Source organism: Acinetobacter bereziniae LMG 1003 = CIP 70.12 (assembly GCF_000368925.1).
Lineage (GTDB): Bacteria > Pseudomonadota > Gammaproteobacteria > Pseudomonadales > Moraxellaceae > Acinetobacter > Acinetobacter bereziniae.
In genome coordinates this window covers 1,242,792-1,255,946 of sequence record NZ_KB849755.1, presented here as the reverse complement: position 1 = coordinate 1,255,946, position 13,155 = coordinate 1,242,792, and the positions used below count along the sequence as shown (strand labels likewise).

Annotated in this window: 9 protein-coding genes, 1 tRNA gene and 1 pseudogene; 5 read left to right on the top strand and 6 right to left on the bottom strand. The window is 36.2% G+C overall.

Features of this window, described 5'->3' with window-relative positions:
* Nucleotides 1-256: 256 nt before the first annotated feature.
* Nucleotides 257-2,344 carry a TonB-dependent receptor domain-containing protein gene (locus F938_RS07825; RefSeq protein ID WP_004828131.1) on the top strand — a complete coding sequence of 696 codons (2,088 nt, stop codon included), beginning with the start codon at nucleotides 257-259 and terminating at the stop codon, nucleotides 2,342-2,344.
* 40 nt (nucleotides 2,345-2,384) lie between these two features.
* On the opposite strand, the gene F938_RS07820 is transcribed toward F938_RS07825, so the two are convergent.
* Both F938_RS07820 and F938_RS07815 read right to left on the bottom strand, forming a co-directional pair.
* Nucleotides 2,385-3,395, bottom strand: coding sequence for a hypothetical protein (locus tag F938_RS07820; protein ID WP_005030807.1), 1,011 nt, complete (start codon nucleotides 3,393-3,395; stop codon nucleotides 2,385-2,387).
* On the bottom strand, nucleotides 3,392-4,441 hold the full coding sequence (locus tag F938_RS07815) for an alpha/beta fold hydrolase (RefSeq protein WP_004828136.1): 1,050 nt from the start codon (nucleotides 4,439-4,441) through the stop codon (nucleotides 3,392-3,394). The genes F938_RS07820 and F938_RS07815 overlap by 4 nt, the downstream gene beginning before the upstream one ends.
* 323 nt (nucleotides 4,442-4,764) lie before the next feature.
* Between F938_RS07815 and F938_RS07810 the strand changes: the two genes are divergently transcribed.
* Nucleotides 4,765-5,379 carry a carbonic anhydrase gene (locus F938_RS07810; protein WP_004828139.1) on the top strand — a complete coding sequence of 205 codons (615 nt, stop codon included), beginning with the start codon at nucleotides 4,765-4,767 and terminating at the stop codon, nucleotides 5,377-5,379.
* A gap of 67 nt (nucleotides 5,380-5,446) precedes the next feature.
* On the opposite strand, the gene F938_RS07805 is transcribed toward F938_RS07810, so the two are convergent.
* Complete coding sequence (locus tag F938_RS07805) at nucleotides 5,447-6,802, bottom strand: OmpP1/FadL family transporter (protein ID WP_004828141.1); 1,356 nt, start codon at nucleotides 6,800-6,802, stop codon at nucleotides 5,447-5,449.
* A gap of 520 nt (nucleotides 6,803-7,322) precedes the next feature.
* Nucleotides 7,323-8,441 (bottom strand): Fic family protein, encoded by a 1,119-nt coding sequence (locus tag F938_RS07800; protein WP_004828143.1) that lies wholly within the window; start codon nucleotides 8,439-8,441, stop codon nucleotides 7,323-7,325.
* A 160-nt stretch (nucleotides 8,442-8,601) separates the two neighbouring features.
* Here F938_RS07800 and F938_RS24690 point away from each other — a divergent pair.
* Nucleotides 8,602-8,793, top strand: a pseudogene (locus tag F938_RS24690) (IS3 family transposase); the annotation flags it as partial.
* A gap of 56 nt (nucleotides 8,794-8,849) precedes the next feature.
* Here the strand turns inward: F938_RS24690 and F938_RS07795 are convergent.
* Nucleotides 8,850-8,925, bottom strand: a tRNA-Arg gene (locus F938_RS07795).
* Between the two features lie 72 nt (nucleotides 8,926-8,997).
* Nucleotides 8,998-10,368 carry an amino acid permease gene (locus tag F938_RS07790; RefSeq protein ID WP_004828147.1) on the bottom strand — a complete coding sequence of 457 codons (1,371 nt, stop codon included), beginning with the start codon at nucleotides 10,366-10,368 and terminating at the stop codon, nucleotides 8,998-9,000.
* Nucleotides 10,369-10,687: 319 nt separating this feature from the next.
* Between F938_RS07790 and prpF the strand changes: the two genes are divergently transcribed.
* The gene (prpF, locus tag F938_RS07785; protein WP_005030806.1) at nucleotides 10,688-11,875 is read left to right on the top strand and encodes a 2-methylaconitate cis-trans isomerase PrpF; all 1,188 of its coding nucleotides are present in this window, start codon (nucleotides 10,688-10,690) and stop codon (nucleotides 11,873-11,875) included.
* 256 nt (nucleotides 11,876-12,131) lie between these two features.
* Nucleotides 12,132-13,094, top strand: a complete 963-nt coding sequence (locus F938_RS07780) for a sensor domain-containing diguanylate cyclase (protein WP_005030805.1) — start codon at nucleotides 12,132-12,134, stop codon at nucleotides 13,092-13,094.
* The last annotated feature ends 61 nt before the right edge of the window (nucleotides 13,095-13,155 follow it).

Sequence of the window (13,155 nt, the reverse complement as noted above, 5' to 3'; positions counted from 1 at the left end):
TGATTCAAAAAAAGCCTTCGAAAATTCGGAGGTTTTTTTTTTGACAATTTAATTTTTTGAATTTCAGCAACCTTAAATGAAACTTAAAAAATTTGTAAAATCTTAAAAATAAGCGTAAAAATGAATAAAAAATAATCAAACAAATAATAAAAATGAGAATAATTCTTAATATTGTTTATAATGCTATGGAGTTTTATTACACATTGTATCTAAATCTTTATCGTCTATTCATTGCTTAGCCTCTTTGGAATACCTTATGTCAGCTAGTCGTATCATCCAATCTGCGTTATCTTTCTCCATTATCACTATTATGATGGGTACTACACATGCAGCAAATTCACAACCAATTTTAAATGAAAAAAGCTCGGAAAATTCTGAATTAGCAAAATTACAAACAATAGTAGTTTCTGCAGCTGGTTATGAACAGGACCTTAGCAAAGCTCCAGCATCCATTACGGTGATTGGTAAAGAAGAATTACAAAAGCGTGAATATAATGATATTACCGATGTTCTTCGTAATACTCCTGGTGTTGTAATTTCTGGGGCTGGCTCTGCTCAGGGTATTAGTATTCGAGGAATGAGTTCAAATTACACCTTGTTTTTGATTGATGGTAAGCGTCAATATTCAAAAGATGTGAACCCGAATGGTGATGATTACGGTTTTGAAAAGAATATTTTGCCTCCAATGGCTGCCATTGAGCGTATTGAAATTATCCGTGGTCCAGCCTCAACCTTATATGGTAGTGAGGCTATGGGTGGTGTAATTAATATTATTACTAAAAAAGTAAGTGATGAATGGTCTGGTACAGTTGAATTAGGTTCCGTGATTCAGGACAGTGGTAATGCTGGTGATATTAAAAATGGATCGGTTTATCTATCAGGACCTTTGATTGCAAATAAGCTGGGTTTACAGTTAGGTATAAATAAGCAGAAAAGAAATGAGGATAGCTACGAAGGTGGTTTTCGTGGTGTAGAGCGTGAAAGTTTAAATACGCGATTTACTTATTTAGTCAACGATCAGCATGACTTACAATTAGACGCGAACTTTGTGAAACAAGATGCTGAATCAACGGTAGGCAAAACAGTTGCACCAGCAGCTAATGCTTCAGATTCATTTTCAAGAAATTATCGTAGTGTTTATTCTTTAACACACAATGGACATTATAGTGATAATTTAGAAAGTTCGACATATTTACAGTATGAAAACTCTCGAAATCCTGATCGTGAAAATACCACATTGGATACTAAAGGGATCGAGCTGGAAACATGGACTTTCAATAATCAGTGGAACTGGAATTTAGACAATCATCGTCTGTCATTTGGCACTTATTATAAAGATGAGTCTTTAAATGATAAGGCGACTAACCGAAATCCAAATATTCCGGAATTTAGTGAATTAACTCGTTGGTCTGCTGCTGCATTTCTAGAAGATACATGGAGTATCACAGATCGTTTTGATTTAACGGGTGGTGTGCGTTATGACCATGATGAAAATTATGGTGGTAATGTTTCTCCACGCTTATACGGTGTGTTCACTCTAAATGATAATTTTACGGTAAAAGGTGGTGTTTCTACTGGTTATAAACAGCCTGACATTCGTGCTGCAACAGAAGGCTTTTATAGTGTAACAGGTGGTGGTGGTTCGCCAACACCAACGGGGCGGGGTATCATTCGTGCGAATCCAGATCTAGATCCAGAAACAAGTGTTTCTTCAGAGTTGGGGTTAAACTGGAAAAATGAATATTTCAATGCATCATTGACAGGCTATATTACTCAATTTAAAGATAAAATAACTGAGGTTCGTACCTGTGAAACCGACACAGATGGTACTACAACCAATCGAAATAATGTAGCAGCTTGGAAATGTGCTGAAGGTCCTACACCATTTTATTTCATCAGTGATCGTATTAATGTAGACGAAGCAGAATTAAAAGGAATTGAAGCAACTGTAGAAACAGATATTACCGAATATACATCTTTATCCGCAAACTACACATTTAGTGATACTAAAATTAAATCAGGTGAATTTAAAGGACGTCCTTTAAATGAAATGCCGAAGCATATGTTTAATATTACAGTTGATCATAATATCAATGATGCTTTGAATGTTTGGTCTCGTTTACATTATCGTGCTGAGACATCAGCTTATTTAAGCCGTACATCAATGTCGAATCCTAATCCGGGCTATGAGTTTTTAGATGTAGGTTTTAACTATAAGTTTAACCAACATCTAAAAGGTAAATTTGGGGTTTATAACATTTTAGATGAGCGAGCAGAAAATGCGGATGGGGACCAACTCTTAGATGGTCGTCGTTATGGCATAAGTTTCATCACAAGCTTTTAAAAGAGGCTTGTATCATTCTGAATAATTAGAAAAAAGGCGCTTATGCGCCTTTTTCTAATTTTAAAATATTTAAAGTTTCATCTGAATAATAGAACTGCTCTAAATAGATTCGTGCACGATTTTTTAAATGTGTAGATGAAATCATTCTTTGGATCACAGGTTCAAGCAAAGCCTGTAATTCATTTTGAATCAATGCTTCATCAATATTGATGTCAGATAAAATCAAATCAAACTGACGCTCTTGGTTTCGTGCATACCAAGTAAGTATGCCATCATGAACTTGTTTCTTTAAATAGTCTGTTTGACGGATATGTTCCCAAATCTCATGACCCATCCCTACTGTTTTTGGTAAGTCATTAATTTCTACATACTGACGAAGTACACCAATCGGGATTTTTTTAATTTTGTGCCATAGATTGGCTTGAAAATGATACAGCTTGTTGTCATCAAATTGTTGATTAATGACTTGTTCACTGAGTTGGCTGATTTTGATAATATTTTTTTGCAAATAATGCTTAACAGTATCATCCAAATTCGTGTCTGTGACAGATTCCAAGACGGATTTTCCCATCTTCATAAAACGTCCAACACCAGGAACTTTTTTATTCATGACTGAATTATCGATATAATCTTGAATAGAATGGTGAATCAGCTGAGTCAACATACTCGAAAATGCAGGATTATTAACAATACGTTTGATCAAAGCTTGGCGATGTCCTGATTTGCTTGCAACATATTGGGCGATTTTATCAATCGTCGTAACAGGGATAATATCTTCAATTAGGGTTTCATCATTGCTTGGATGAATTAAAGCAAAACGAATATGTTCAGCAATCTGTTCAATCAGAAAATCACTCGCAGGTGTTGCTAAAACCTGCTTATATAATAAGTCATTAATTTGCGAAAATGACCAGATTTCTTTTAAAGGTTGTTTTCTAAACCAATGATAAAACTCAGTAAATTCAGCTTTAATAGTCTCAGGCTGAGAAAAAGTTTGATCTAAAAATACCAATTGAGCGTCGATTAATTGTTCAATGAGAGGATGTTTCATTTTTTGAACTCGATTTGTGTATGCCTAGGCTCAGACAATGGATTTTGCAGGGGTTGTACTTTATTTAAAAAACTTAAATAGTAATCCGCAACTCGTTCTGGTGCTTCTAATAATGGCATATGACCAACACGAGGTAAAAGCACAGGTGTTTCAGGTCGTTTTAATACGGATTTTAATTCATTGGCAACATCAGCATTGATGATCTGATCTTGTTGACCCCATAAAATTAATGTGGGTGCTTCAATGTTTTTTAACATGGTGGTGAATGTTGTAGGGGTGTACAGTCGATTGAGGGCGTCAATTTGATTGATGATTTTTGCTGTATCTTGTGATTTAGCGATAAATAATTTTTCCTGTTCTTCCTTAATTACACTGGCTGTAAATGGAGGATTGAACATAACTTTTTTCATGACAAAATCTAAATCACCTTTCTGAGTGATGAGCAACTGCCTCAAGTAGATTGGATTTTTTAAATAATTGGTATTGGTCGATTTAAAAATACCTCCAGTACTCATCAGAAATAAACTTTTGGTGTCAAATGGGTACTGAGAAGCATAAAACATGGCGATGGTTCCGCCCAATGAGTGTCCGGCTATGTTTAAATTATCTTGGATATGTGCCGCTTCAATAAAGCGCCGAAGTTGTTCCGTGACATTAGGTACAGATAAATCAAAATTTGCTGGAACCTGGGTACTTCCTGCAGATGGTAAATCAGGGATAATTACGTGATAGAAAGGGGTTAATGATCGCGCAGTCTCATTCCACGTATCCCGACTACTGGCGAGACCATGAATCAATAAAACCGTCGGTTTATCTTTTGGGCCACCTTCGCTGTAAGACCAGACTACATCACCCACACGTAATGTTTTAGAACTTAGCCCTGCCCAAGCACGTTCTTCTTGCACGATTTTTAAATAGTCGACATATTCTGGTGTATTGGAAGCTGCATAAGTCTGGCTTGCCAAAAGAATGCTACTGACTGCTGTCAAACTTAATAACATGTCATTCAAAAAACGAAGAATTTTCTTTAGGGGCAGATCAAACATGCATAGAGTTCCTAACAAAAGACTTGGCATTATATAAAGTAAAAATATTATTCATGATCATAATTTTTTCAGCATTTGCTCGGAAAGTAATATTTGTCATTTTTTTGCCAAAAGAATAGACAAGAAATGAGCAAATTAAATAACGATTTTGTAATGTGGTTAAATAATTTAAATAAAATTGTGAATTATATCTATATATTTTTGTGATTCTAAGGGGAGTCTCATCAATAACAAAAATTGTAACAGAGTTTATTTTTAGTCAGTGACATTCAAATTTTACAGCATTAAAATAGTCCAAATCTCCGCACAATGGAACATAGGATATGCTAACTGCTCAAGAAGCTTTAGAACGATTAAAACAAGGTAATGAACGTTTTGCTCATGGTGAAACCAATCTGACTAAATTTTTGACGCATCAGCAACGATCTGAAATGGTAGATAGTCAGGAACCTTTTGCCATCATTCTAGGTTGTTCAGATTCACGTGTTCCAGCAGAAATGGTATTTGACCAAGGATTTGGTGATTTATTTGTGATTCGTGTGGCAGGGAACATTGTTGCGCCTTCACAAGTAGGTAGTGTTGAGTTTGCTGCAGATAGTTTTGGTTGCCCATTAGTCGTGGTTTTGGGACATAGTCATTGTGGTGCGATACACTCCACTATCGAGGCGCTCAAAAATCCAAATACGCCGCCATCCGCAAATCTCATGTCAATTGTCAATCGTGTACGCCCGTCCGTTGAAATTCTGATGCAAACAGAATTAAAAGATGATTTAGAAAAATTATCGATGCATGCTGTGAAATCAAATGTTTTTGCATCTGTAAATCAATTACGTCATGGTTCAGCCGTTTTAGAGAGTTTAATTGCGCAAGGTAAACTGAAAGTTGTCGGGGCTGAATATTCTTTAGAAACTGGTGAAGTTTCGTTTTATGATTTTTAGTCCTCTCATTTTATAGAAGACATAAAAAATCCCACGCTAGGTGGGATTTTTTATGTCTATAGATTGCTTAGAATCTATAACCCATTTTTAAACCATATGCGATTGCATTGTTGTCTTTAAATTCAGCAACATAATCATTACCGCCAGCTTGAGCACCAGTTTGTGCTTTAGCATCGCCTAACCAGAAGTATTTCACACCACCAGCAATAAAGGTTGATGGAGTAGGGCTGTACTGAACACCTAAACCAAGGTTCCAATAACCTTCAGTTGGACCAAGAGTTGTAATAGGGTTACCTGCACCTGAGTCCCAACCAACAGATACATTTCCAGCCCATTGTTCATTCAGTTTACGACCAACACCAACAGTTGCAGAGAATTGATCTTTAGAATATTCAACGAGGTTAAAGCCATTTGGACGTGCATTGTTCGGATTTGCTAAACCTAATAATGGACCAACTGCAGTTGAAACATTACCAAACTTGTAAGGGCGGATAGAGAAGCTAGACCAATCTACCCAGCGCAAGTTTGCAAATGCAACTGTATTTTCCATAATCCCTGTTTGGAAATCTAAATTTACAGATTGTGGCGTTGTAATTTTAGTTTTCCCAGACTCTTTGTTGGCAGCTAATGCTTTCAATAATGCTGGTGTCATTGCTGCACCAGTGTTGCCTAAGCTTGCAAGTAAGCCTTGTAATTGTGATGCAGGCATTGCACCTAATGCATCAGCAATAGCAATAGTTTCTGTAGCATCTGCATCATGATCAATTTCAGAGCGATAAGTTACAGATGCTTTTAAAGCGATATCTGGAATCTGGAATGCCGCACCTGCTAACCAACCTGCACCACTTGTTTCTTTAATTTTTGCATCATAGCCATTATATAAGCTATATGCTTTACCACGAAGACTTACATTGCCTTTAACTGTTTGGTAAACACCACCACCATAGAAATTAAAGTTTTCATTTGGTTGGAAACCAAAAATCATTGAAATATTTTGCGTATCAACTTTTACTTTAGTGTTTCCAGTCACGCCACCAAGTTGAGTGGTCGTAATTGGCAAACCAGTCAATACTGGATCAGTTGGAGCCGCAACAAATTCATTGGTTCCATTGTAGGCTGCATCTGCACCAAATGGTTGATCATAGAGTAAACCAAATGAAAAATTATCTGTAAGTTGAAGCTTTAATGCAGCAGATGGGAAATAATAATCATCGCCCATATCATTAATGTTACGTCCACCCATTGCTGCAGTTTCTTTTCCTTCAACAGTTGGGTCTAGAACAGAAATTCCTGCTTCAAAATAATTGCCTGGCTGTAAAAAAGCAGAAATGGATTGACCTGAACGATCTAAGGCTGCGGCAAAAACGCCAGTTGCTGGCAAAGTTGCAACAATTAACGCGACCGATAGATTTTTTAATTTCATTTTAATTTTTCCCTAATATAATAAAATGAATACTTTGAATTACTTAAGTTTTGAGTGAGAAATAATTTTGATACCTAAATAACAACTCAAAGTTACTCCTAGTTACAAAATAACATATAAAAAATAAGAGTAAATACTCTAAGACACTAATTCTCGAAAAAAAAATGAACTATATAGTTTAATTAATAAGCATAAAGTTTTGTGTTAAATTAAAAACCATTATTATTTAAATAGATATGTTTAGTTTTGTCATTAAAAGTTTTGGTTTTTCCCTATATTATTGATCGCGTAATTGTGTGAAATATGATCAGGTGAAAAAATGAGACTTTAGTTTGATTGAAAACCAATTATTAGAATAAGACCTGAAGAAATATCCATTATTGTCAATAAGGTCATGTTTTTATCAATAAGTTTGTTTATGTGTCTTACGGGACTCGAACTGTTAGGTTATCTCATTGAATTTTAAATTGATAGTTTATGAAGCAAATTGATTTTACCGTAAAAAATAAAAGTACTCTGTTTATAATTGAGTATTGATCTGATAGCGGGTATTGCGCCCACCACCTTCCAACTTGATTATACACTCTTTTTCCAGCAAGTCAGATAAGTGCCGTGTAGCTGTTGCTTTACTCACTTTAGCAACCTTTTGATATTGTGAGGCACTGATACCATGTTCAAAGCCATTTTCACCACCATCTAATAGACGATTTAATACTTTACGTTGTCCTTCATGGAGATCTAAGTTTGAATACTTATGCCAAAACCTACTTTTAAACAATGTTCGATGAATTTGCTTTAACGTCGTTTCAAGGCTGTCACTTAAGGTGTCTAAAAACCAAACAAGCCAATTTGTGATATTGGAATCACTTTTTTGGGTTTGTTCTAAAATTTCATAGTAACTTTTGCGTTTATTTAATATCACGGGGGACATCGCATACAAACGTATGCTCTGTTCATCCATTTGTGCTAATGCAAGGTCTGTGAGGGTACGTGTAATACGACCATTACCATCATCAAAAGGGTGGAGTGTGATAAACCATAAGTGTGTGATACCCGCACGGAGTAGGGGGTCAAGCAAAGCATTATTTAGACTATGATTAAACCAATTGATAAAGGCTTCTAAACGTTCTTCTAGTCCCTCTCTCGGAGGTGCTTCAAAGTGAATTGTTGGATAATCCAATCGACCAGAGACAACCTGCATTGGTTCTAAACCTCTGAGTTGACCAATACGTAAGCGCTGCATTGTCCAATCAGGGTCATTAAAAAGCCATTGGTGCCATTGCATAAGACGTTTAACAGTAAGTGGTTGTTTTACGTTGTTAAGCGCATCCAGCATGATGTTGGCTAAGCCTTCAGATCGGTCTGAACTTGGGTAAGGTTGTTCAAGGGTAACACCTAAACGACGGGCAAGTGAGGAACGTAATGAATACACATTTAAGGTCTCATTTTCAATCGCTGACGATGCTACAAGATTGGCAAGTAGAGTATCTAATGTGAATTGTTCTTTGGCTAAATCATACTGACTTTGTCCAAGTAGAATCCCAATTTTTTGATGAATTTGTCTAGTTTTGGGTAAGATGGTTTCATCTTCCCATGTGAAGTTTATCCAGTTGTCACTTTGCCAAATCCAATCTTGCATTTTAATCTCCACCTTGAACCTTTCCAAGGTGAGCTAAATATAACATATATTTGGCTCAATAAATGAGCTGAATTTGATGTTTATTTGGCTCATTTATACTTATGTACTTCTATTATTGAATGTGAGGTACATTATTGCTGAATCACTTTCTTTAATTAGATGTCTCATATTTCAACTTCATCAGACCTGTTATCGTTATAAAGCTCAATTAGATGAGTAAAATAAGATGATTGCAGCCTGGTTATTGGTGCTCACCACCGAGAATAAAAATTGAGGCTTTTAGTTTCACTTCTTGTACCTACGTAATGTCAAAGTCTACCTATGGCATCACAAATGTGTTTATCGAATTTATTGTGTTTAATTTTTATTTTGTATTTGTGTTTATGGATGTATGTGGGGTTAATGATTTGGTGCGCCCTGCGGGACTCGAACCCACGTCGGTCGCTTAGGAGGCAACTGCTCTATCCAGTTAAGCTAAGGGCGCGATAAGTCAATAATTTACCGTATATGCCTATGAAAAAAAAGCTATTATCGAGATAATAGCTTTATGTTCGTTCTATTTTTCTTCTGGTTTTATTTCATTCGGATTCAAAATATCAAATAAAATTAGCATTAACGTGATCCATACAGGAATCATCAATACCGATTCTTTAAAACCTTGATCCCACATGATATATAAAACCACACCAATAAAGATAATCACCACAAAGTTACTCATTGGAGCCCATAGAGCAGGGTATTTACTGGTTTGATTGGTTAAGCGTAATGCACGTTTAAATTTTAAGTGGGTCAAAGTGATCATTAGCCAGTTGAGTACTAAGGCACCTACAACCACATACATCAAATGACTTAATGCGTCTTCTGGCAAATAGTAATTTAACGGCACACAACCTAAAATCAAGAACGCAGAAAGTAGGACTGCTGGAATAGGTACGCCGTGTTTATTGGTTTTGGTAAAGATTTTAGGTGCATTTCCTTGCTTGGCTAAACCATAAAGCATACGGCTATTGGCATACATACCACTGTTATATACAGAAAGTGCTGCGGTCAAGATAATGAAATTCACCAAGTGGGCTGCCCATGCGATCCCAATCATACTGAAAACCATGACGAATGGACTTTTGTCTAGACCACCAAAATTTAATTGATTCCAAGGCACCAATGATAAAAGAATAATCATTGAACCCACATAAAAAATCAAAATACGAGGCACAACTTGATTGATTGCTTTCGGAATGGTTTTTTCAGGATCTTTTGCTTCAGCCGCAGCCATACCAACTAATTCGATTCCGCCAAATCCAAACATAAGGAAAGCCAGCATAAAGAATAACCCTTCAAATCCGTTGGGGAAGAAACCACCATGCGACCATAGATTTGAAAAAGCGATACCGGATGTAACATCTGCTGTAAGTATCAGATAAATACCAAAAACAATCATGGCAATAATTGCAGTGACTTTAACAATAGATAACCAAAACTCTGATTCACCGTAGAATTTAACATTTCCTAAGTTGATGAGTGTAATCAGGACAAAGAAAAACAGTACCGAAATCCAATTGGGGATTTCAGGCCACCAATAGTTGATATATTTACCTACAGCCGTGAGTTCTGTCATTGCGACCAGAACATAAAGCATCCAGTAATTCCAGCCCGTCAAAAATCCTGGAAATTTCCCCCAGTATTTATTGGCAAAATGACTAAAAGAACCCGCAACAGGTTCATGAACAATCATTTCCCCCAGTTGACGCATAATTAAAAAAACGATCAAACCGCCAATTGCATAACCCAAAATAATGGATGGCCCAGCTTTTTCGATGACATGTGCTGAACCCAAAAACAGTCCTGTTCCAATAGCGCCACCCATGGCAATCAATTGAATATGACGATTTTTAAGTCCACGTTGTAACTGTGTAGACTCGTTGCTCAATGTATATAGCTCTATTTATACGAATTTAAATATTGTAATAGATTGGTTACTTTTAGCCTAGTATCGGATTGATTTATAAAGGAGAACTGCAAAGTCAAAAAACAGTATCTCTAGGTTTTTGTTTAATTTTCAATGTAATAAGTTTTATTTTAGCTTTTTAAATTTATATTTAAACTGGTGGATATTTATTCAATTTTCATTTTTTTATTTCATACTTAAGTCAATCAATCCGTGTTTTTTCAAAAAAAAAGGGTAATATAAAACTGAATAATGATTCATTATTTTAGACAACAAAGATAATTGAAAGGAATGCGATAAAATGAGTTTTGCACCGCAAATCAAAATCCCTGCAACCTATATGCGTGGGGGGACCAGTAAAGGTGTGTTCTTTAGGTTGGAGGACTTGCCGGAACGCGCGCAAACAGCTGGACAAGCACGTGATCAATTGTTACTTCGAGTGATCGGTAGTCCAGATCTTTATGGAAAGCAAATTGATGGCATGGGTGGTGCAACATCAAGTACCAGTAAAACGGTGATTTTGTCAAAGAGTTCACAACCTGAGCATGATGTAGATTATCTTTTTGGACAAGTTTCAATTGATAAAGCATTTGTGGATTGGAGCGGTAACTGCGGAAATCTCACTGCTGCGGTAGGTTCCTTTGCAATAAGTAATGGTTTGGTCGCAGCAGATCGAATTCCTGAAAATGGTATTTGTACTGTTCGTATATGGCAGGCGAATATTCACAAAACGATTATTGCACATGTTCCTGTAAGTCATGGTCAAGTTCAAGAAACCGGAGACTTTGAGCTAGATGGTGTAACCTTTCCTGCGGCAGAGGTACAAATTGAATTTTTAGATCCTGCGGACGATGGCGAAGATGGCGGAGCAATGTTTCCAACAGGCAATGTGGTTGATACTTTAGATGTGCCAGAAATTGGTACATTCCAAGCCACTTTAATCAATGCAGGAATTCCAACAATTTTCTTAAATGCAGAAGAGATTGGTTATACAGGCACAGAACTACAAGATGATATTAATGCTGATAGTGCCGCTTTAGCGCGTTTTGAAAAAATTCGTGCTTATGGTGCATTGAAAATGGGCTTGATTCAGGACATTAGTGAAGCTGCAAATCGTCAACATACTCCGAAAGTGGCATTTGTGTCTAAGCCTAAAAGTTATACTTCTTCAAGTGGTAAACAAGTGACACAATCAGATACAGATTTACTGGTTCGTGCACTGTCAATGGGTAAACTTCATCACGCAATGATGGGAACAGCAGCGGTGGCAATTGGCACGGCGGCAGCTATTCCACAAACCTTGGTGAATTTGGCTGCTGGAGGTGGTGAGCGCGAGGCAGTACGCTTTGGTCATCCGTCAGGAACGCTTCGAGTGGGCGCACAAGCTTTAAATGAAAATGGTCAATGGGTTGTAAAAAAAGCCATCATGAGTCGTAGTGCACGAGTGCTTATGGAAGGTTGGGTACGTATTCCTGCGGATAGTTTCTAATCTCTTTTAAGATTTAAAGCTTTATCGATTGGTCTAATTCATTTCGACAAAAAACCTTGCTTATGCAAGGTTTTGTTATTTTGTGACGTTTGTCGTCAATTGCATTATTTTTGAGTGGTGTATTGCATAATATTAATTATATTATATAGAAACTTATTTTATTGAATGCTTTTTCTACGTATTCAATCTTGTATTTAGAGGTGAATTCAACGCTGATTTCACTTTATTCAAAAATAAATCAGCTTTGAGGTGGTGTATGGAACAAGAGCTTATAAAACTACAAGCTAGCCTTGAAAGTTTGAAAGTTTTTGAATATTTACAAGATATAGATAAATTGCATTTGGTTTCGTTTATCTCGCAGATTCCTTTACCGATCGCTTTGCTTGATCAAGAAGCACGCTTTTTAGGTGTGAATCAAAAGTTTGCGGACATTTATGAAAGTGATGCACTGTATTTGTTTGATAAGTTGCTAAATACATTTTCCACAGTGGTTTTTGCCCATTTTAATGAAGCAATGCGCCATTTTGCAAAAAATCAAAATGATTTTGAGCAGGAATTTTATGTTAAAGGAAAATTCTATCTCTCTTATTTTAAAGCAATTCGTAATCAAGATAATGAAATTGAAAGGGTTGTGGTGGTTTGCTCTGATATTACGCGGTTAAAACGACGTGAAAATGTTTTATTAAATAATAATCGAAAGTTACATAATCACCTTTATTTGGATTTAGTGACAGGCTTACAAAATGCTTTTGCTTTTGATCATTACCTAAGTGAAAAATGGAAAAAGAATCAGCAAACAACAATTTCGTTCATTAAAATTGATTTAGATGACTTTAAGCGTTTTAACCAACTCAACAGTTATACTGCTGGAGATGATATTTTAATTCGGTTAGGCGCTGTACTTAGCGAAGCCATCAGTCAAACTGAAGCACAGATTTTTCGTTTAAATTCAGCAAGTTTTGTGGTTGCGATAGCGCAGTTGACTGAGTGGGCAGTCATGACACTTGCTGAAAGATTTAGATTTGCCATTACTGAAGAAAAAATCTTTTTTGGAAAAAACGATGAATATCTAACGGCATCTATTGGGATTGTGCATTTAGATCCAGAACATCAAAATGTAGAACTTGATGTTAAAAAAGAACTCGATTTCGCTGTTCGTTACGCAAAGAAAAAAGGCAAAAACTCCTTATTTTTATTTAAAAATTTAGGTTTGGATTAAATAAAGCTTTAGTTCTGTATTTCGCTATATGTATGCCAATAAATGGGTGAGAATTATAATC